The organism is Roseburia zhanii, assembly GCF_014287635.1.
GTDB classification, from domain to species: domain Bacteria; phylum Bacillota; class Clostridia; order Lachnospirales; family Lachnospiraceae; genus Roseburia_B; species Roseburia_B zhanii.
Genome location: NZ_JACOPH010000003.1, coordinates 130,963 through 152,078, shown reverse-complemented (window position 1 = coordinate 152,078; position 21,116 = coordinate 130,963). Strand labels below are relative to the sequence as shown.

The window sequence follows — 21,116 nt, the reverse complement described above, 5'->3', positions numbered from 1 at the left end:
AGCCCCTGCCTCGTAGAGGCATTTTAAATGGGCTGTAATCGTTGCTGGTCACACTGTTAGGTGTGAACAGTAACTATCCTCCCGATTCTTTAATGCACGAATTTCTTCTTCCTTTAACTCCCTGTACTCACCGGGTTTTAACGTTTCATCTAACAGCAGATTTCCCATGGAAATCCGCTTTAGATATACGACTTCTTTCCCAACTGCCTGAAACATGCGTTTCACCTGATGAAAGCGTCCCTCAGTTATCGTCACACGTATGAAGGACTGCTCGTTTGCACTTAAGATCTCAAGTTCTGCCGGTCGTGTTAAGGTATCATCTCCGATATCTAACCCCTGCCGGAATGCTTCTGCATCTGCATCCGTAACATGACCATCGATCATTGCTTCATATGTTTTTTTCACATGTTTTGCAGGACTTAAAAGATCATGGGACAGTGCCCCGTCATTTGTGATCAGTAAAAGTCCCTCGGTATCAAGATCAAGTCTGCCTACCGGAGAGAGATTTTTCCTGTTACTGTCTATGTAATCCATCACTGTTGCATGAACTGCATCGCTTCTTGCTGTGACACAGCCCTTTGGCTTATAGAGCATATAATATTCAAATTCACGGTATTTTAACGGTTTTCCTAAGTAGCAGACTGTCTGTACCACAGGGTTGACCTCCTGATTTGCCCTTACATCTGTACTGCCGTCTATCGTCACTTTTTTCTGTCTGATATATGTCTTGACTTCGCTTCTCGAACCGATCTGCATATCTGCTAATAATTTATCTAAACGCATAGATCCTACTCCTACTCATAGTAAAATTCTAATTTATGCCCTTCTAATTCCTGTAAAAATGGATATGGATCATAACTTTTTTCTTCCCCATCTGCTTCATTTAAGTAGATGCCGAAATGCAGATGCACCGGAAACTGTCCGGTCGTACCTTCGACTTCACTATAACCGGTATCTCCCATAAATCCAAGCAGATCTCCGGCTTTTACTTCCATGCCGCAAATTAATTCCGGTGCATAATCACTTAAATGTGCATAATAAAAATACACACCGTTTGGACTTCTGATCCCAACCCGATAGCCGCCGAGTTTCAGCCAGCCCATTTTTTCGACACAACCATCGGAAACACTGACCACCGGATAATGTCCGCGTTCATTGATACCTGCCATGATATCACAGCCTTCATGGAAACGTTCTCCTCCATAGCTGCGGCTTTGCATGAAACTGTCAGTATAACTTACACTGTAACCTTTTTTATCAAAAGAAGATTCCGGTATGGGAAAATAAACAATATCCTCCCATACTGCATCTAAGACATTTCTGCTATCCGGCTGTGCAGAATGCCATAGCTCCTCAGACAGCCATGCATCAAAAACGATCAGTGTAAAAAAACAAACAATACAGATCACATACTTATATCTGACCACAAATACTATTTCATACTCCGCAAAAATTCTACGATAAATTTATATACACGTTCTGTAGAAGAAATACTTAAGCGTTCCTTTGGTGTATGGATATCAAACATATCCGGTCCAAAAGATACTGCATCTAGGTCTGCGATCTTATCTGCAAACATTCCACATTCCAATCCGGCATGAATTGCTTCAAATACCGGCTCTTTCTGAAAGATCCTTGTATAAACTTCTGACACTTTTTCACGCAATCTGGAATCTGCACAGTATTCCCATGCAGGATAATCACCCTCGATACTGATCTCTCCGCCTAAAAATTCTGTCAGATATACCAATCTGTCTGTCAGTTCTTCTTTGCGGCTCTTGACACTGCTTCGTACAGAAGTGGAAATATAAAGTTCCTCTTTATTTAATTTCATGATTCCTGCATTTAAAGAGGTTTCTACCAGACCTTTGATATTCGTACTCATATGCATCACACCATTTGGTACATTTCGCAGGTAGAATAACACTTTCTGTAAAGAAGATGGATTTAAAACTTCATAACTGCCTTCTTTATCAAACTGTACATCTAATGTAAGATTTGGATCGGAGATTGCATATTCTTTCTTTAAGATCTCTGTGATCTCTGCGATATAACTTGAAAATGCTTCCCGGTCTTCCGGTAAGATCATAATACTACTGCTTACATTTCTTGGAATGGCATTGTCTTTTAAACCGCCTTCTAACGAGATCAGCCCGATCTGTATGCGTTCTTCTAAATATTTTAATATCCTTCCCATTTCGATAATGCCGTTTGCGCGCTCTTTATCGATCTCAGCACCTGAATGTCCGCCTTCTAACTGATGCAGATGTAATGATACCTTTATGCCCTGTTCTCTCTGATAAACAACCGGTATTTTCGTCTGTGTGGAAAGTCCTCCGGCACAGCTTGTCAAAAAATGTCCTTCTTCTTCAGAGTCGATATTTAAAAGGATATGTCCTTTTAACATCGAGAGGTCGATATCCTTTGCTCCAAGCAGTCCTACTTCTTCGTCTACAGTGATCACTGCTTCTAATCTTGGATGCTCTAAGGAATCGTCTGCTAAAACTGCAAGTGCATAAGCAACTGCAATTCCATCATCACCACCTAATGTGGTTCCTTTTGCTTTGATAAAATCTCCATCGATATAGATATCCAGTCCGTCTTTTTCAAAATCGATCTCTACGCCTGCATCTTTTTCGCAGACCATATCCATATGTCCCTGAAGGATCACCGGAGATGCTGCTTCATATCCTGCAGTTGCTTCTTTGATCATCACAACGTTGTTTAAATCGTCCTGATAATATTCTAACTCATGCTCTTTTGCAAACGCTGTCAGATAATCACTGATCTGTTTTGTATGATAAGACCCATGGGGAATCTGACAAATCTCCTCGAAATAATGAAAAACATTTTTTGGTTGTACATTTTCTAAAATACTCATAGCTGCCTCCATTTTTTAATATAGTTTAATATGAAAAAAAATTATTTTATTTTATTTGCATTATTAATATTGATCCTTTTTATCCTGACACATCCAGCGGTTTCCATCCATGCTGCCGGAAATGGTTTGCTGCTCTGGTACGAACAGATCCTTCCTGCCTTACTCCCGCTTGCGATCCTGTCAAACATTATGGTGTATTCCAATTATATGCAGATTGTTACAAAATATTTGTATCCATTGACAAAGCATATCATTCCGACCAGCCAGTATGGATGCTTTGCCTTTTTAGGCGGACTCTTCTTTGGCTTTCCGATGGGAAGTAAGATCAGTGCCGATCTCACCATGCAGCAGAAGATCTCCAAAGAAGAAGGTGAGATCCTCTCTATCTGCTTTAACCAGCTAAGTCCAGTATTTATCAGTGGTTATCTCCTGACAAATATATTAGAAATGCCAAAAATGATACTCTTTAGTTATACCGCACTATACCTGCCGCCTGTATGCTATGCCATTTTTCAGTTGAAGAAATTAAAATCAGCACCTTACAAAAAAGCGGCATCTGATTCTCATTTGGATTTTGGAATCGTTGATGCCGGCATTATGAATGGGTTTGAATCTTTAACCAGATTAGGTGGATATATCATCCTGTTTTCCATCTTTGCAGCTCTCTTAAATACCTGTAACCTAAGATACCCTCTGGTAAATCTTATCTGTACAGGCATGACCGAAGTGACAACAGGTATATCCTGTTTAAAAACCTCTGCATTGCTGCCAGAGTACATCTATCCGATGGCAATGTTCTTTGCATCCTTTGGTGGATTGTGCGGTTTTGCACAGACCTGCTCTATGACAAAAACCTGTGCCTTTTCGAAAAGCCGTTACCTGCTCTGCCGCCTTTGTTTTGCTGTGATCAGCAGTATCCTTGGATATTTCTTTTATCTGTGTGCCTTCTCTTAGGCATCTGCCTCTGAAGAAGCTGCCTCTTTTGCCGGTGCAGATGCCTGTATATTTTCACTTTCAAGTTCCTGTGGAACCAGCTCTGCACGGTTTGCAGTCACAACATCTAAATATCCCTGTAAGGAACTGACAAAATTATCGGTTCTTGCTCTTGTTGTTTCAATAGAACCTGAAATAATGTCCTCTATGCTCTTTAACATATCATCCGTATAAGTGATCGCATTCATTCGGATCGCATTTGCATCGTTTGTCGCATTATCTAAAATCTCCTGTGCCTGCTTCGTTGCAATCATCACCACTTCATTTGCCTGTGCATATGCCTGCTGCATGATCTCATGTTCACTGATCAGTTCATTTGTCTGTACCTGTGCCTGTGCAATGATCTCATCTGCTTTTGACTTTGCATCTGCCAAGATCGCTTCCTGATTACTGATGATCTTCTGGTATCGTTTGATTTCTTCCGGAGTCTTTAACCTAAGTTCTGTCAGTAATTCATCTATGGTTTCTTTGTCCACGATAATTCTGGCACCACTCGATAATGGCTGGGATTTACAGCCATCTATATATTCTTCGATCTCTTCGATAATCTGCTCCATTCTGCTGTTCATGGTCAACACTCCTTACTTTTTAATATTATATTTCTCATAAATCCTGTCGATAAACTGTGGTGGAACAAAGTTCGAAATATCACCGCCATAAGCTGCAAATTCCCGAACTATAGAGGAACTTAAATAGGAATACTTCAAGTTTGTCGTTAAAAAGATCGTTTCCGCTTCCGGGTATTCCACATGATTCGTCTGTGCGATCTGCAGTTCGTATTCAAAATCAGTGACCGCCCTTAATCCTCTCACAATGATCGTTGCTCCGCTTTTCTTCATATAATCTACTAAAAGCCCGTCAAAAGAATCTACCGTTACATTCGGAATATCTTTTGTCAGCTCTTTTAACATACTAACACGTTCATCCACAGAAAACAACGAATTTTTCGCACTATTGTTCAATACACCTACGATCAGTTCATCCATGATCGCAGCAGAACGTTTTATCATATCAAAATGTCCAAACGTAACCGGATCAAAGCTGCCCGGATAAATTGCTTTTCCCATAATATCCTCCCATAGCTGACGCTTGTCTTTTACTGTTTCTGTATAAATATATGTTTATTTGTTTTATAACATTTTTCTTTTAAGATCGTAAATCCCAGTTCATTTACATATGAAAGATCTGTCTGTAAGGATGCCTCTGTGATCATAAGTGTATCTTCTTTTAATAATGAAGATGATTTCAAATATTCTAATACTTCCCGTTCTAATTCTTTGTCATATGGCGGATCCATAAAAATAATATCAAACTGATACTTCCCTTCCATGGAACGAAGTGCTGCGATCACATCCATCTGTAATAAAAGACTTTCCTTATCTGATTTTGTAAACCGGATATTCTCTGTGATACAGGCAGCTGCTTTCTTCGCATTTTCTACAAATACCACATATCTTGCCCCGCGGCTCAATGCTTCTAACCCAATCTGTCCGCTCCCTGCAAACAGATCGAGAAAATAACAGCCATAGATTTCATTTTGCAGCATATTAAACAGTGTTTCTTTGATACGGTCTGTCGTTGGTCTGGTATCTTTTCCCTCCACAGTCTTTAATGGAAGCCTTCGTTTACTTCCTGCGATTATCCTCATATCTGCTCCTTACTGATCGCTTTTTTCATTGCTTTCGATCACTTTTTTTACAAGTGTAAGTGCCGCATGAACGGCTGACATTCTCACTTCCTGCCGGCTGCCGGCAAAAATATGCCGTTCCACTGTCACACCATTTGATGAAGCACAGCCTAAATAGACAAGACCTACCGGCTTTTCTTTCGTTCCGCCATCAGGGCCTGCTATCCCGGTTGATACGATCGACATATCTGCATGGGCGGCACACCTTGCACCGGCTGCCATTTCTTCTGCGGTCTGTTCACTGACTGCCCCATATGTTTCTAATGTTGCATGGGATACCCCTAACAGCCGCTCTTTTGCCTCATTGGAATAAGTAATATATCCTTCATTAAACTGGCTGGATATTCCAGAAACGTTTACAAGCGTTCCTGCAATCAGCCCGCCGGTGCAGGACTCTGCTGTTGTAATGGAAAGCTGGTATTTTTGCAGTAACTGCGCAACTTCTTCTTCAATCGTCAGTTCTTTTTCTTTCACAGGATCACTCCTTATCACTATTTCTGTTCTTTTAAAACATTTTTGTTCTTCACAAGATAGTCGATCAGAGAAACAACGGTTAAGATCAATGCAATATAGATCAGTGCTGTTTCAAAGATATGAAATGCCGGATGATCAAAATTTAAGATCAATGCGATGATCATGACCATCTGGAATGCTGTCTTAAATTTGCCCCAGTAGCTTGCTGCGATCACGATTCCGTTATCTGCTGCGATCAGGCGGAATCCGCTGATGATAAACTCCCGGCTGATAATGATGATCACGATCCATGCCGGTAATTTTCTCATATCGACCAGACAGATCAAAGCTGCACACACGAGCAATTTATCAGCTAACGGATCCATAAATTTCCCAAAATCTGTGACTAGATTATATTTTCTTGCGATCTTTCCATCTGCAAGATCCGTTAAAGATGCTATGATAAAAATTCCTGTTGCAACATAGTTTCCATATCCGCTAAATCCCGGATATAAAAGGAAAAATACAAAGAATGGTATCAGTATTACACGAAATACCGTTAATTTGTTCGGTAAATTCATCTCACTATCTCTCCTATCAAATCATATTCATATGCTCCGGTGATCCTGACTTTCACAAAATCCCCGGTGACTAACGTTTCATCTGTATGGATAAAGACATAGCCGTCGATACCCGGTGCATCACGGTAAGTACGTCCTACATAAGCATTTTCATCGGCTACTTTTCCCTCGATAAATGCATAGAGTTCTTCTCCTCTTAAGGTTTCATTTTTATCGTAGGAAACTTCCTGCTGTAACTCCATGACTTCTTCCTGCCATGTCAGTTTGACTTCTTCATCGACCTGATCTATGAATGTTTCTGCCGGTGTACCTTCTTCCGGTGAATAGGTAAATGCCCCTAAACGGTCAAATTCCATATCATTCACGAACTGCATCAGTTCTTCATGCAGTTCTTCTGTTTCTCCCGGAAATCCGCAGATCAGTGTCGTACGGATACAGATATCAGGAATCCGTTCTCTTAATTTCTGAACGATTGCCACAATATCGTCATGGTTTGTCCTTCTGCCCATCCGTTTTAAAATAGCATCTGTGGAATGCTGTATCGGCATATCCAGATAATGACAGACTTTTCTATTCCGTATGATCGCATCGATCAGCTCATCATCGATTTCTTCCGGATAACAGTAGAGAATCCGAATCCAGTATAAGCCCGGTATCTCATTTAATGCATCTAAGAGTCTGCCTAAAGATTTCTTACCATATAGATCTACACCATAAAGCGTCGTTTCCTGTGCAACTAAGATCAGTTCTTTGACACCGGATTCTGCTAATTCTTTTGCCTGTGCGACCAGTTCTTCGATCGGTACACTCCGGTATTCTCCCCTGATCTTTGGAATGATACAGTAAGTACAGTGCTTATTACAGCCTTCTGCGATCTTTAAGTGTGCGTAGTGTCCTCCTGTTGTCAGTGTCCGTCGTGCACCTGTTGACGGCAGTCCCTCTAATGTTTTAAAATTCTCATAATGTCTGCCATTTATGACCTGATGGACTGCTTCCACGATCCCATCATAGGAATTTGTTCCAAGTATCGCATCGACTTCCGGTATTTCCTCTTCGATCTCTTTCTGATAACGCTGTGCCAGACAGCCTGTAACGATCAAACCTTTTAACTGTCCAGACTCTTTATACTTTGCCATTTCCAAAATGGTATTGATGCTTTCTTCCTTTGCATCATTGATAAAGCAGCAGGTATTGATCACGATAATATCTGCTTCATTTTCATCATCTGTGATCGTAATGCCGTCTGCGGATAACATACCAAGCATATATTCCGAATCTACCAGATTCTTATCACAGCCTAATGATATAAAAAGTAATTTCATGCATTCCTCCAACAGAGTAAAAAAGGATGTCAAAACCCATGTTTTGTACATCCCATTTTTCAATTTATTCCGGTAACTTTATTCTGTTACTTTTTCTTTCTCATCTTCGCTTAAGATCTTTACATCACCGTCATATAATTCTTCCACTGCGATAGATAACGGTTTCTTTCCATAAGAATTCGGTACTAAAGGATCTGCACCTGCGATCAGCTGTCTTGCTCTTTTTGCTGCTGCGATCACGATGGAATAACGGCTGTTTACTACCGGTTCTTCTCCGATCGCTACATCATTATTCACGACCTTCATAAGTTCTACATAAGATGGATGTATCATAATATTATTCTCCTTTCGAAAAACCTTTTAGTTCTTCTTTGATTCTATTGATAAACTCCTGATTCCTTGATACTTTCTGATGCTCATTGCGGATAATGGAATGCACTTCCTCCACACATACATCTAATGCATCATTTACAATCAGATAGTCATAGGCTTCTACACCTAAAGATTCTTCAAATGCCCTTGAAAGCCTTGCATTCACGACATCGATCGGTTCGGTTCCCCTGCCGATCAGCCGTTCTTTTAACGTTGCAGCATCCGGTGGTGTCACAAACATCAAAAGTGTATCCGGGAAAAGTTCTTTGATCTTTAATGCTCCCTGTATCTCAATCTCTAAGATCACATCTTTACCTGCTTCTAACTGTTCTTCCACGTAGGCTTTTGGCGTTCCATAATAATTTTCAACGTACAAAGCATACTCTATCAGTTCGTTTTTTTCAATCATTTTTTCAAATTCTTTCCGCGTTTTGAAAAAATATTCCCTGCCATCTGCTTCTCCGTCCCTTGGCTGTCTGGTTGTTGCAGAAATGGACAATGCATAATATTCTTCATAACGGTTCATCAGTTCTTTCATAACTGTTCCTTTGCCGGAACCCGAAAAACCTGAAAATACGATCAAAATCCCTCTTTGTTTCTGATCCATTTATTTTTCCTCCCTGCTGCCTGCTAGTTCATGGAACCTGCCTGCTAATGTATCTGTTCCTAAAGCGGAAAGTACGATCTTATCCGGCTCCATCACAAGAATGCTCCTCGTCTTTCTGCCCTGTGTGGCATCAACGATCTGTTCTTCCTGTTTTGCCCGTTGTACCAGCCGTTTTGCCGGTGCGGAATCCGGTGTTACGATCGCTATGATCTTATCGGTATGTACCAGATTCCCAAAGCCGATATTCATCAGTTCTGCCATACCTATCTCCTACTCTATGTTCTGAATCTGTTCCCTAACTTTTTCGATATCGGTTTTTAAATTGATACCGATGTCAGAGATCGTAATATCTGTAGTCTTTGACAATATGGTATTCGCTTCTCGGTTCATCTCCTGTGCGATAAAGTCTAACTTACGTCCGATGCTTCCGCCTTCTTCTAAGGAAGCCTTCGTTGCTTCTATATGGCTGCGCAGACGTACGGTTTCTTCATCAACACAGATCTTATCTGCAAAGATTGTCACTTCTGTAGCGATCCGGTTCTCATCGATCTGATTGTCACCTAAGAGTTCATGTATCTTATCCTCTAAACGCTTACGGTATTCTGTTAAGATCATCGGGGAACGTTCTTCGATAAAATCCACATAGCCAAGCATGGTATTTAATTTCTCGATCAGATCCTCTGCTAAATGTTCTCCCTCTGCGATCCTGCTGTCTACAAACTGGCTGCACGCCCCACGCAGGGCTTTCTCTAATGTTGACCAGAGTTCCTTTTCATCGATGCTCTGTTCTTCCATTGTAAATACTTCCGGATAACGGGATAAGGTACTTACCCGTATATCATTTTCAAGATCAAATGTATCTGCCATCTGTCTTAAATATTTCAGATAAGCAGCTGCGACATCTTCGTTATATTTTAATGCAAAATTCTCCTCGGTATAATCTTCATAGGAAATGAAAAGGTCGATCTTTCCTCTCTGCATATATTCTTTTAACAGTGTACGGATCGCACTTTCAAAAAAGCCAAGTTTCTTTGGCATCTTTATATTCACATCGAGATACCGGTGATTCACAGATTTTAATTCCACTGTAAATTTGCGGTTGTTTTCCATAATCTCACAACGCCCGAATCCGGTCATGCTCTTAATCATCAGAACCTCCTACTGCCTTGCGGCATTATCATAAACTTATGTATGCATAATTAAATAATATTATATAGGAAAATCTGCAATTAGTCAAACAGCTTTTGCCTTCCTCTGCTTGACACAGGATTTTATACATTATAAGATAATATGATACCAGAGTCAAAAGGTCGAAAAGCCGATGCAAGCCTGCTTGCAAGAGGATTTTTGACTTTTTGACCCGCCAAAAACATGAATAAGCAGCCATTTTTCGTAGAAAAATGAGCGGATTATGAATGTTTTTGAGGATTGCGAGAGTGCAATGCACGGAGCAATCCGGTATCATAGGGGGCAAAAGACCTTTTGACCCCAGTATCATAATATGTTGTACAAGTAATATCATGTTGGAGGTATCTATCCATGGCATTTGATGGAATCGTCGTAGCGAATTTAGTCTGCGAATTAAATAAAACGATATTAAACAGTAAGATCAGCAAGATCGCACAGCCGGAAACTGATGAACTGCTCTTTACTTTGAAGGGACAAAACGGACAGTTCCGCCTTGCAATGTCTGCAAGTGCATCCCTTCCTTTTCTATATCTGACAAAACAGAATAAACCAAGTCCTTTGACAGCACCGAATTTCTGCATGGTGCTGCGTAAGCATATTGCAAATGGAAGGATCATAGGAATCACACAGCCTGACTTAGAGCGTATCATCCAATTTGAGATCGAACATTTAGATGAATTAGGTGATCTCTGCCACAAGAAGCTGATCATCGAACTGATGGGCAAGCATAGTAATATCATCTTCTGCAAAGAAGACGGCACGATCATTGACAGTATCAAGCATGTCAGTGCACAGATCAGTTCTGTCCGCGAAGTCCTTCCGGGACGTATGTATTTTATTCCTGATACGACGCACAAAAAAAATCCGCTGACCGTTTCGCAGGAGGATTTTTTACAGACTGTCTGTGAAAAGCCAGAGCCGATCGCAAAAGCCATCTATACGTCATATACCGGAATCAGTCCTTCGATTGCAAATGAAATCTGTTTTCGTGCCGGTGTAGACGGTGATTTTTCGATGAGTTCGTTACATGAAGACGAAAAACTGCACCTGTTCCATAATTTCGACTGGTTTATGACCGACATCAAAGAGGAACATTTTTCACCGAATATCATGTATAAGGGAAAAGAGCCGGTAGAATTTGCTTCCCTGCCTTATACTTCCTATGAAGAATATACCGTTACGAATTATGACTCTATTTCTGAAGTGTTAGAAACCTATTATGCGAGCCGTAATATCTATACAAGGATACGCCAGAAATCTTCGGATCTGCGTCGTATCGTAACAACTGCACTCGAACGGAACCGTAAAAAGTTCCTGCTCCAGCAAAAACAGTTAAAAGATACCGAAAAGCGTGAGAAATACCGCATTTACGGCGAATTGTTAAATACTTACGGCTATCATCTTGAAAGCGGCGCCAAAAAATTAGAGGCTTTAAATTATTATACGAATGAAATGATCACGATCCCACTAGATGACCAGTTATCCGCCTCTGAAAATGCAAAGAAATATTTTGACCGCTATGGAAAATTAAAGCGGACATATGAAGCACTGACAACTCTGATCGAAGAAACCAAAAATGAGATCACACATCTTGAAAGCATTGCGACTGCCTTAGATATTGCCGTATCGGAAGATGATCTTGTACAGATCAAAGAAGAACTGATCGAATTTGGCTATATCCGCAAAAAACGCGGGGACAAAAAAGCCAAGATCAAAAGCAAACCTTTCCATTATATTTCTTCTGACGGATTCCACATCTATGTCGGCAAGAACAATTACCAGAATGATGAACTGACCTTTAAATTTGCTACCGGTAACGACTGGTGGTTTCATGCAAAAGGAATGCCCGGTTCCCATGTGATCGTAAAAACCGAAGGCGAAGAATTACCTGACCGCACCTTTGAAGAAGCTGGCAGACTTGCCGGATTCTATTCGAAAGGACGGGACAATGATAAAGTCGAGATTGATTATCTCCAGAAGAAAAATGTGAAAAAGCCGAACAAAAGTGCCCCCGGATTTGTCGTCTATTATACCAATTACTCCCTGACGATACAGCCGGATATCAGTGGTATTGAACAGTTGTCTTAATCTTCTGTCATATAAAAAAGCCTCCGTTGTCTGATTGTTCAAACAGCCGGAGGCTTTTTCTATTGATCCATATTTACTTCTTGATCTTCTGCCGCATAATCTTTCCGGCATCTCCGTAAATCTTCTTATTATCGATCACGGTATATGCTCTTACACGTACATAATACTTTCTGCCTTTTTTCAGTTTCTGAAAGGTCGTACTCGTTGTCTTGTTCTTTTTGATCACTTTCTTTAAAACTTTCTTTTTAAAGTTTTTATCTAACGAACATTCTACGAGATAACCGGAGGCTTCTGTCTGCTTTGACCAGCTTACTTTCAAAGTTCCTGCTTTTTTACTTGCAGTTTTTGCTTTTGACTTTCTTGGTACTACCTGAATGAGCACCGCATTTTCTGCCTTCAATGTTCTGACTGTGATCAGTGCCACACCGCATTTTTTCACAGTAACTGTTCCATCCGGTTTCACAACCGCCACCTTTTTATTATTGCTGGTATAGGAAACCGGTAAAACAGATGATATATTTAATCGGAATGCTTTACTCTTATAGGCTTTTTTATAGAATGCCTGGTATACATACAGACCACCTTTATCACTTTCCTGTCTGTTTCCTGTTTCCGCTTTTAATGGTTCTATTGTCAATGTGATGTATTTGACATCAGAAGCGAAATAATTATCTGTTTCTTCTGCCGTAACCGCAATCGTTATGATGCCTTCTTTATAGATACGTACAATTCCATATGCGTCTACTGCCGCTACTGATGGATCACTGCTGGTATAATGTAGTTTTCCATCACCATTTGTCTTTGCTCCGACAGAAAATGCTACATTTCCTGTATTTTTCAAAAGATCTTTTGCAGTTACCATCTGTGCTGCCTTTGCTGTCTGGAAGGTGATCGTTTTTTTGATCTTTGAATCTTCTTCCCTGATGCAGACACGAAACTGTTCTGCTGCTTTTGTTGCCCGTTTTGGTGTGACAGTCAGTGTATTTTTATCGGCACTGTATGCATATGCATCGGTATCCTCATATAAGAAACTGATATCTGCTTCTTTATCTTCTGCTCCATTTACAAGCGTCTTTACGGTGAAAGTTTCCGGTTTATCGCCATAAGTAAATGTTTTTTCATTGACTCCATCTGAAACGATCAGATCTACCGTCTGTAATGTCACACCGGCATCGGATAATGCATTTTTGATCTTTTCATCTTCTGCTAAACTGCTGCTGCATATGACTGTCGTACCTTCTGCATCGGCAAATGCCGTATCACTGATCTTAGTAACTGCATCAGATAAAGTGATCTTTAGATTTTTTGCTCCTGCAAATGTTTCATCTGAGATGCTTGTGATCGTATCCGGTAAAACAACCTGATTTAAGAACTCACAGTCTGCAAATGCATATGGTGCTATAGAATCTACGACACAGTCTGCAATATCAATGCCAAGACTCTCTGTCAAAGAAATTTCTTGTTCGCTTAAACTCTCCGGAATTTCTAATACTTCTGTTCCTGCACCGGTAGCTTCTATGGTTTCCTTTGAATCTTCCGCTGCCTCTGACACCTTAAATACCTGTATGCGCATATGGTTTTCATCGTCAAAGGAAAGTACTTTATACTCTACCTTGACACCACCTGTCACCATGGAAAAGATTCCACTTCCCCATTTTGCATACAGATCATGCTGCTTTTCTGTCAATTTTGTATTTCTCGTAAAACGTGTATGGATTCCGTTGAAGTTATCATCTTTTTGTGTATACCATCCATAGAAAAACTGCATCGTATCATCTGTATAGCTTTCTAATTCCGGTAAACAGGTATTGCCTTCGGTATTATCTGCGATTGTTTTGTCTAATGTTCCAACCATTGTATCACAGATCGTATTGCTCTTATTATAAAATAGCAGCCTGCTCTCATTTTCGCCAACCTGCGTATCACGTTCTTTGACTGTGATCACAATATTTTCTTTGACATCTGTCAAGGTATAAAAGCCATTTTCATCGGTTGTGAGCGGACGCTGGTTCTGCTTTACGATACGGTCTGTCAGCCGTATTCCATCTGCATTTTCATAATAGAAGGAACAAGTTCCTCCATAAGAGATACGGTCTGATTCCGTCATTCCTTCTGTATGTATGGTATAACCGGAAATATCCGGAAATGTGATCTTACAGTCGGTATACGGGAATGTATGATAAATCGTCAGCATACCGTTAGAACCTATTTCTTTTTCCGTCACTAAAATGCCATTGAAATATACCTGTGTATTCTCTGTAAAAGCAACTCCCACAGAAGGTGCAAGCACTAATTTCAGACGATGTGCTGTTGCAAAGTCTACATTGTTATCCTCATCGGCATCTCCGTACCATGTTGCAGATTTGATACTGTAATTTGTCATTTTTGAAGCATCTGCTTCTGGAAATTTACTGCCAGCCACTAAATCTCCCATCGCAACTTCAACACTTTTAGCTTCTTCCTTTTCAATCTCTGTACCTTTGGCCTTACATGTTAAGCTGACCGCTTTTTTCGTTTCATTTAAAGCCGCCACAAGATACGTTGTTTCTCCTGCGGACAGATCAAATGTCACCTCACAGATACTTGAAGAAGAACCATAGGACTTATCCATCTGGTTTTCTTTCTCATCATATCTGCACAGATACCGGCTGACCTTACCCCCTAACTGAACCGTATAGTGGCTGTCTGTTTCTGCTGTAACAAAAAAGAATGCATACGGCTGATCGTCACCTGCTACAATATAATTCGTTTCCCCGATCTCTAACTTCTTCGCTGTTTCCATCGGGAATGGCAGTTCCTCATATTCCATCACTTTTTCAGTATAACCAAGATAGCTGATGTAGAGTGCTTTTCTTCCATTTTGTGCTGTTTCGGTACGGATCTGTCCCTGCAAAACACCGGTATAGCCATCTTCGATCTGGCATCTGTTGGTATGTTCGGCTGCTTTTACTGTTTTTGTAGTTCCATCGGAATAATGTACTAATAATTCCATACCATACAGATCCGGTATTCCCACATTTTCAAATGCATAAACTCCTGATTTTTCCGGCTGTTTCTGTACCTCAAATCCTGTGACCGGTGCCTCATTAAAAGTGATCTTTTCCTCTTTTGTCACACCTCTGTAACGAATGATCAGTGAATAATCATCTCCACCAGCCATGAGCATTGCTGTAATGGCTTTTCCATCTAAATATGGGGTATCCGTCTGGCTGTTCCATGTAAAGGTTTCTGCTTCTCTTTCATCTTTAAAATGTATGGTGACTGTCAGTCCCTTTAATGTTTTAAGGCTGGATTCGATCTCATACCGGCAGCATTTTTCAAACGGATTATGATCGATCGTAATCGATGCAATATTCGCAGGTACATTCAACTGCACTGGTATTTCTTTGATCACGCTATCCTGATAGCTGTAAACCAGCGCATTATCATCCCGTATCTGTGGCTGGTTTCCATTTTCTTCCTGTGTATACTTAAATGCAACAGAAAGCGGTTTCTGTTCCACGTTGATCATCGGCATATTACTTGTGATCGTTTTCTCGATCGTCCAGCCATTTGTATATGTCTTGCGATAAGTTGTACCGGCAAGCACCAACTGCGGTATGTCCATTTCATCTTCATACCAGATCGTCTGTCCTGCCTGCAAAATCTCAATCTGTGGTTCTCCTAACGCTGTCATATCGGAAACATCAGAACTGATCGTACACTGACAGATTCCCTCTTTCCTGCCTGCCATCAGGCTTACAACATAATCATATGTAACACCAGCTTCTAAGTTTATGCCCAATCCTCTGGTAAGATCGGAATACTGCATTCTGTAAATACTTTTTCCATCTGCATATACTTCTATAAAATATGGCTGGCTGCCCATATTATTATCTTCTCTGTCAATGCAGTAAAAATAGTATTCTTTTGTCTGTTTGGGGGTAAAACGTTCTGCCAGATAAGGTTTATTCTCAGTCAAAACTCCCTGATCCCAGCTATTTTCCGTCAGGTTATTAACACCATCGTTCAGATAATCCGATTCTACCAAAAGAACTGCCGACTGGTTCATATAACTGACTTTTATATGTTTCTGTAGCACATCACTTCCTTCTGCTGCCAGATAATCAATACTTCCTCTTAAGGTTTTCTGATATTTTCCAGCCTCGATCGTACTGACATGTTCCGTTACACTAACTTCCTCTGTCGACTGGTCTGTATAAGTGATACAGAATTTACTTCCATACAGATCAACACTGTTTGTTTCCCCTACATAGACTGTCTTTTCCGGTTTTTCCAAAAATTCAATCGAAGATACCGGATCCTCCTTGATGCTGATTGCATCGGTTGCATAGGTCTGTCCAAATACAGAAAACAAGATGGCATTATCATCACGTATTGTCGGATTTCCAGAAGAATTTGTCCTGCTCCAGCTCTTTTTGATCTGATAGAGTCTGCCCTGATATTCAAAACGCATATCAGAACTCTTATCGGTGATCGTATCTGCAAAGATACTTCCATCATCAAATGTGATCTGATAAGCCATTCCGTTTAAATCCATTGCACTTCCTTCATAACGGTAATAAGTCTGTTTGAAAGGCATACTCAAAAATTCAAAAGACTTCACCGGTGTATCTGCAATCGTAATATCAAATACGGCTTTCTTCTTTTCTAAAGTAACTGTCACAGGATAGGTTCCAGCCTTCGACCAGTCGATCGCAGAACTGTCTACATCTACAAGCATGAATACATCGCTCCATGAAGAATAACCGGTTTCTTTCTGTTCTTCTTCAGTCGGATAATACCACATTTTATATTTTCTGGTTACACCGTCTGCATCAACTGCTTCTAATTCCAATCCTTCCTCACTAAAGCAGTTATTAACAGCACTGTCTTTTTCATTCACATAATATACCGTACGGTCCGGTTCTTTTGTGATCTGAAATGAACGATATTTATCTCCAGAATCCTGTTTCTTCGCCACAGTGATCTCATATTCAGCTTTCTGGTTCATAAAGATCACCGGAATCGTATAGGTACCCTCTTCAAAGAAATAGGACTTATTTTCATAAGGAGAATGGAAAAAACGTTTCCAGTTTTCAATGCCTGTTGCAGATGCAGCATCGTTATAAGCATAGGCATCATAAGTGCCATCTGCTTTGTATGCTGCAAATACAAGACCGGAGAGATCGATCTTCGTGCCATAAGCAGCATAGGTATATTCTAATTTATCCGGTTTGTTCAAAATCTCAATCCTTGTATACGGATTTTCTCTGATCTCCACTGTAGCAGATGTCTGTGTGGAAAGATAAGATACTGCTAACTGCTGTTCACCTGTCTTACCGCCTGCCGATAAATAGGAATCGATATTCCGATAGAGTTTATCGCCAAGTTTTAAACCATAATCAAAATAGTCACCGCCACCCGGTACACATAAGAGATTATCAAAAGTTTCTGCATCTGTGCCATCTGTTCTGCTTAAAGTGATCTTTCCTGTCTGATAGGCATTGATGGAATCTCCTGCATACTGGTATTTGCCATCTGCATATCCGGCATCTGCATAATAGATGGTTCTTGCCGGTTTTACTTCTGTGATACCCTGATAAGGATTCGCATTGATCTGGATCGGATAGGTCACAGTTTTCCCCTGATATGCCACTGTTACTTCTGCCTCACCAACGGTTCCGCCATTTTTTAAATACTCATCTATACTTGCAGTCTGCATCGTTCCTTTCGTTCCGTCAGGCAGTTCTGCCTCATAAGAAAGATACTGTCTTGCACCACTGACAGAACCATAGGCATCTGCCTGTATCGTGGCATCTTTTGTTCCATCATTATATGTAACTTTTAAGACTGCATCTTCTAAATGTTCCGAAAACCACTGTGTATAAGAATCCTTTTTCTGTACGACCGAAATACTTTCGATCGCAGCATCACTCTTTACAAACGTGGTGGAAAATTCATAAGCCGATGAACGTTTTCCTTCTGTATAGGTAATGGACAGACCTGCTGTATGCTCTCCGTTATCAAGCTGTGTAAAATCTGTATCTGTGTTTCCATCTATCGTACTGACATTGATCAGATTTTTGACCGATGCATTTTTCTGATAAGCAATATCACTCCATGTCAGTGCCTCTAAACGGTTGACTGCATAACCGTTTCCCTCCGCAGTCACCTGATAATCGCATGATACATCACTGATCGTACTATCTTTACCATTCTGATAAGAAATTTTCACCTGCATTCCGGTTCCGATAAAATCTCCTGTGGATGACTCGGTCGGTGCTTTAGCAGCTTCCATACCTGCGATCTCTACTGGTGTGATTGAAAGTGCTATATCGATCGTATCCGGATCTTCATAGGCAGCCGGCACACAGTAAAATACATAGACTTCTTCCTGATTCAGCCACATCAGATGTTCTGAATGTGAAGCAGAATTTTTCTGATATTGATAATATTCTTTTGTATGTTCTGTTTTTTCACCATTATCTGTCGTATAGTAAATGGTTTCATATACACCGGATGTAAATGTATTTGTGCTATCGTCAGTCATACACAGATCGTACCAGCCGCTTGTCTGCGGAGAAAATGCATAATATTCTTTCTCCGTTGTCGTATGGTGCAGGATCTGTTCTGCCGTCATCGTAATAAATGTTTTTTCCGGTACTGATGTCTGTGCAAAAATACTCTCCGGGATCACAGTGACCATCATTGCAAATACAAGCAGTACCGCCATCAATTTTTTCCTACTTCTCATAAAAGTCCCCCTTACTCTGATGTAGTAAATGCCATTTATAATATGTTTATATCATAGTGCTTTTTTCCTGTATTGTCTACTTATAGATACGAGTATCAAAAGGTGGCTCACAACTTAATCCTACTCATAGATTCATCTGCTCTTTCATCGTACTCTCTACAAATGCCGCTAACTTTCGGTGTTCTTCCTTTTCTAACATGCTATCTTTTAAAAGAAGCTCTTTGACTGCGTCTGCTGCACGTTTTAGTACATCTGCATCCTGATAGATATCTGCGATCTGAAATGCCATATCACCACTCTGGCGGATACCGAAGAAATCTCCCGGTCCGCGCAGTTTCAAATCTTCTCTGGCAATAAAAAATCCATCATTCGACCGGTTTAAGATATCTAACCGTTTCTTGGACTCTTTGCTCTGTGCATGATCTACCATAATACAGTAGGACTGGGCATCGCCCCTGCCGACGCGTCCACGAAGCTGGTGTAACTGTGCAAGACCGAAACGTTCTGCATTTTCGATCATCATCACCGTTGCATTCGGTACATTGACACCGACTTCTACTACAGTCGTCGACACTAACACCTGTATTTCATTTGCGGCAAATGCATCCATGACCTTGTTTTTTTCTGCCGGCTTCATCTTGCCGTTTAAACAGCCAATGGTCAGTCCGCCTCCATAATATGCTTCTAACTTCTTCGTATAATCAGTAACATTTTCTGCCTCTAATTCTTCACTTTCTTCAACAAGCGGGCAGATCACATATGCCTGATGTCCCTTTTGTACTTCTTTTCTGATAAACTCATAAGCTGTTTTCCGATAAGAAGTCCCTACCACACAATTCTTATTCGGCAGACGTTTTGCCGGGACTTCATCGATCACAGAAATATCCATATCCCCATAAATGATAATGGCTAATGTTCGTGGGATCGGCGTGGCACTCATGACTAACACATGCGGATGCAGACCTTTTTCTGCTAATTTTTCCCTCTGGCGTACTCCGAAACGGTGCTGTTCATCTGTGATCACAAGTCCAAGGTTCTGATAAATGGCTTTTTCCTGAATCAATGCCTGCGTTCCGATGATCATTGCGTCCTGATACATCTGCATGTCCTCATATGCCCTTCTCTTTTCCTTTGCAGTCAGGGAACCTGTCAAAAGGATCACTTTACGGTCAAGGGAAAATCTTTCACACATACCCATAAATGTTTCGTAATGTTGTCTTGCAAGGACTTCAGTCGGTGCCATCAGTGCCGACTGATGACCATTTTCCCCCATCAGTGCCATACAAAGAAAAGCAACGATCGTTTTTCCGGAACCAACATCTCCCTGCACTAACCGCTGCATGGCTGTTCCTTTTTTCATATCTGTCAAAATCTCATCAAAACATTTTTTTTGTGCCTTTGTCAGACTGTATGGCAGATGGGAAAGGATATAAGGGATCACTGTTTCATTTTCGATAGGGAAATCATTCGGAATCATGATCTTTTTTTCTTTCTGCATCTGCATATTTAAGATAAATAAGAAAAACTCATCAAATACCAGACGTTTTCTTGCGATTGTTAAACTCTCCATATTTTCCGGAAAATGTATCTGACGTATTGCAAAATTATATTCGCAGAGCCCTTCTTTTTTACGGATCTCCTCTGGAAGATATTCATAACTTAATGAAATTTCCTCGAATGCCTGAAGGATCGTTTTTGTGATCATCTGATTGCTGAGTCCGTCTGTCCTTGCATATACCGGCTGCAAGGTCTGCATTTTCTGCTGGTACTGTTCGGTCGTATAGATCTGCGGCTGTTCCATGCAAAACTGTCTGCCCTTTTGTTTGACTTTTCCATAAAAGATATACGTTTCCTGTGATTTTAACTGGCTTCTGACATAGGGCATCCGAAACCAGATCAATTCCACGCTGCCGGCTGTATCTCTTACTTTTGCCTGTACAATTTCCATGCGGTTGGTACGTTTTAGAACCGGTGCGGATGTGATCTTTCCGATCACTGCATAAATTCCCTCCTGTGTGATCTCTCCCGCACTCAACGGTTCTTTAAATCTCACATAATCTCTGGGATAATGAAGGAGTATATCCCCTACGGTATATACTCCTATCTTATTCATCAGCTTTTCAGTTTTCGCACCGATCCCTTTGACTTCTGTGATCGGGGATTCTAAATTCATATAAACTCCATTCGTAATGCTGCGGCGGTTGCATT

17 protein-coding genes are annotated in these 21,116 nt (G+C 40.7%); 2 read left to right on the top strand and 15 right to left on the bottom strand.

Annotated elements, in window-relative coordinates; all coding sequences use genetic code 11:
• Window positions 1-48 precede the first annotated feature (48 nt).
• From H8S17_RS05625 to H8S17_RS05615, 3 genes are read right to left on the bottom strand one after another with little or no spacing between them, the layout of a single operon-like run.
• A complete protein-coding gene (locus tag H8S17_RS05625) occupies window positions 49-783 on the bottom strand; it encodes a pseudouridine synthase (RefSeq protein ID WP_186866570.1) in 735 nt (244 codons plus the stop codon).
• Window positions 784-794: 11 nt separating this feature from the next.
• Window positions 795-1,427: a M23 family metallopeptidase gene (locus H8S17_RS16475; RefSeq protein WP_330595642.1), complete on the bottom strand. Its 633-nt coding sequence runs from the start codon at window positions 1,425-1,427 to the stop codon at window positions 795-797.
• Window positions 1,428-1,432: 5 nt separating this feature from the next.
• Window positions 1,433-2,881, bottom strand: coding sequence for an aminoacyl-histidine dipeptidase (locus H8S17_RS05615; protein WP_243237983.1), 1,449 nt, complete (start codon window positions 2,879-2,881; stop codon window positions 1,433-1,435).
• Between the two features lie 30 nt (window positions 2,882-2,911).
• Here H8S17_RS05615 and H8S17_RS05610 point away from each other — a divergent pair, with 30 nt between their 5' ends.
• Window positions 2,912-3,835: a hypothetical protein gene (locus H8S17_RS05610; RefSeq protein ID WP_186866568.1), complete on the top strand. Its 924-nt coding sequence runs from the start codon at window positions 2,912-2,914 to the stop codon at window positions 3,833-3,835.
• Here H8S17_RS05610 and H8S17_RS05605 read toward each other — a convergent pair.
• The 10 genes from H8S17_RS05605 to H8S17_RS05560 all read right to left on the bottom strand — a co-directional run bounded on the left by H8S17_RS05605 (window position 3,832) and on the right by H8S17_RS05560 (window position 10,045).
• The gene (locus H8S17_RS05605; protein WP_178051455.1) at window positions 3,832-4,443 is read right to left on the bottom strand and encodes an ATPase; all 612 of its coding nucleotides are present in this window, start codon (window positions 4,441-4,443) and stop codon (window positions 3,832-3,834) included. The two genes, H8S17_RS05610 and H8S17_RS05605, sit on opposite strands and share 4 nt — an antisense overlap.
• 12 nt (window positions 4,444-4,455) lie before the next feature.
• A complete protein-coding gene (gene coaD / locus H8S17_RS05600) occupies window positions 4,456-4,941 on the bottom strand; it encodes a pantetheine-phosphate adenylyltransferase (protein ID WP_186866567.1) in 486 nt (161 codons plus the stop codon).
• A 29-nt stretch (window positions 4,942-4,970) separates the two neighbouring features.
• On the bottom strand, window positions 4,971-5,522 hold the full coding sequence (rsmD, locus tag H8S17_RS05595; protein WP_178051457.1) for a 16S rRNA (guanine(966)-N(2))-methyltransferase RsmD: 552 nt from the start codon (window positions 5,520-5,522) through the stop codon (window positions 4,971-4,973).
• Window positions 5,523-5,531: 9 nt separating this feature from the next.
• Window positions 5,532-6,035, bottom strand: coding sequence for a CinA family protein (locus tag H8S17_RS05590; protein WP_186866566.1), 504 nt, complete (start codon window positions 6,033-6,035; stop codon window positions 5,532-5,534).
• A gap of 17 nt (window positions 6,036-6,052) precedes the next feature.
• The gene (gene pgsA / locus H8S17_RS05585; RefSeq protein ID WP_186866565.1) at window positions 6,053-6,595 is read right to left on the bottom strand and encodes a CDP-diacylglycerol--glycerol-3-phosphate 3-phosphatidyltransferase; all 543 of its coding nucleotides are present in this window, start codon (window positions 6,593-6,595) and stop codon (window positions 6,053-6,055) included.
• Complete coding sequence (gene rimO / locus H8S17_RS05580) at window positions 6,592-7,917, bottom strand: 30S ribosomal protein S12 methylthiotransferase RimO (protein WP_186866564.1); 1,326 nt, start codon at window positions 7,915-7,917, stop codon at window positions 6,592-6,594. Before rimO ends, pgsA begins: the two co-directional genes overlap by 4 nt.
• Before the next feature lie 78 nt (window positions 7,918-7,995).
• Window positions 7,996-8,250, bottom strand: coding sequence for a DNA-directed RNA polymerase subunit omega (gene rpoZ / locus H8S17_RS05575; protein WP_178051625.1), 255 nt, complete (start codon window positions 8,248-8,250; stop codon window positions 7,996-7,998).
• A 4-nt stretch (window positions 8,251-8,254) separates the two neighbouring features.
• Complete coding sequence (gene gmk / locus H8S17_RS05570; protein ID WP_178051626.1) at window positions 8,255-8,896, bottom strand: guanylate kinase; 642 nt, start codon at window positions 8,894-8,896, stop codon at window positions 8,255-8,257.
• Window positions 8,897-9,157 (bottom strand): DUF370 domain-containing protein, encoded by a 261-nt coding sequence (locus H8S17_RS05565; protein ID WP_178051627.1) that lies wholly within the window; start codon window positions 9,155-9,157, stop codon window positions 8,897-8,899.
• Window positions 9,158-9,166: 9 nt separating this feature from the next.
• A complete protein-coding gene (locus H8S17_RS05560; RefSeq protein WP_186866563.1) occupies window positions 9,167-10,045 on the bottom strand; it encodes a YicC/YloC family endoribonuclease in 879 nt (292 codons plus the stop codon).
• A gap of 390 nt (window positions 10,046-10,435) precedes the next feature.
• Here H8S17_RS05560 and H8S17_RS05555 point away from each other — a divergent pair, with 390 nt between their 5' ends.
• Complete coding sequence (locus tag H8S17_RS05555) at window positions 10,436-12,172, top strand: Rqc2 family fibronectin-binding protein (RefSeq protein WP_186866562.1); 1,737 nt, start codon at window positions 10,436-10,438, stop codon at window positions 12,170-12,172.
• A gap of 73 nt (window positions 12,173-12,245) precedes the next feature.
• Here H8S17_RS05555 and H8S17_RS05550 read toward each other — a convergent pair whose 3' ends face one another.
• Together H8S17_RS05550 and recG are read right to left on the bottom strand one after the other, a co-directional pair.
• On the bottom strand, window positions 12,246-18,908 hold the full coding sequence (locus H8S17_RS05550) for a leucine-rich repeat protein (RefSeq protein WP_186866561.1): 6,663 nt from the start codon (window positions 18,906-18,908) through the stop codon (window positions 12,246-12,248).
• A gap of 124 nt (window positions 18,909-19,032) precedes the next feature.
• A complete protein-coding gene (gene recG, locus H8S17_RS05545) occupies window positions 19,033-21,081 on the bottom strand; it encodes an ATP-dependent DNA helicase RecG (protein ID WP_186866560.1) in 2,049 nt (682 codons plus the stop codon).
• Window positions 21,082-21,116: the final 35 nt, after the last annotated feature.

Coding starts and splice junctions, on each gene's coding strand:
- coaD (WP_186866567.1), bottom strand. CDS start 4,941: ATGGGAAAAGCAATTTATCCGGGCAGCTTTGATCCGGTTACGTTTGGA.
- H8S17_RS05605 (WP_178051455.1), bottom strand. CDS start 4,443: ATGAACAGCAGAATGGAGCAGATTATCGAAGAGATCGAAGAATATATA.
- gmk (WP_178051626.1), bottom strand. CDS start 8,896: ATGGATCAGAAACAAAGAGGGATTTTGATCGTATTTTCAGGTTTTTCG.
- recG (WP_186866560.1), bottom strand. CDS start 21,081: ATGAATTTAGAATCCCCGATCACAGAAGTCAAAGGGATCGGTGCGAAA.
- pgsA (WP_186866565.1), bottom strand. CDS start 6,595: ATGAATTTACCGAACAAATTAACGGTATTTCGTGTAATACTGATACCA.
- H8S17_RS05615 (WP_243237983.1), bottom strand. CDS start 2,881: ATGAGTATTTTAGAAAATGTACAACCAAAAAATGTTTTTCATTATTTC.
- rsmD (WP_178051457.1), bottom strand. CDS start 5,522: ATGAGGATAATCGCAGGAAGTAAACGAAGGCTTCCATTAAAGACTGTG.
- H8S17_RS05555 (WP_186866562.1), top strand. CDS start 10,436: ATGGCATTTGATGGAATCGTCGTAGCGAATTTAGTCTGCGAATTAAAT.
- H8S17_RS05565 (WP_178051627.1), bottom strand. CDS start 9,157: ATGGCAGAACTGATGAATATCGGCTTTGGGAATCTGGTACATACCGAT.
- rimO (WP_186866564.1), bottom strand. CDS start 7,917: ATGAAATTACTTTTTATATCATTAGGCTGTGATAAGAATCTGGTAGAT.
- H8S17_RS05610 (WP_186866568.1), top strand. CDS start 2,912: ATGAAAAAAAATTATTTTATTTTATTTGCATTATTAATATTGATCCTT.
- H8S17_RS05625 (WP_186866570.1), bottom strand. CDS start 783: ATGCGTTTAGATAAATTATTAGCAGATATGCAGATCGGTTCGAGAAGC.
- rpoZ (WP_178051625.1), bottom strand. CDS start 8,250: ATGATACATCCATCTTATGTAGAACTTATGAAGGTCGTGAATAATGAT.
- H8S17_RS05550 (WP_186866561.1), bottom strand. CDS start 18,908: ATGAGAAGTAGGAAAAAATTGATGGCGGTACTGCTTGTATTTGCAATG.
- H8S17_RS05560 (WP_186866563.1), bottom strand. CDS start 10,045: ATGATTAAGAGCATGACCGGATTCGGGCGTTGTGAGATTATGGAAAAC.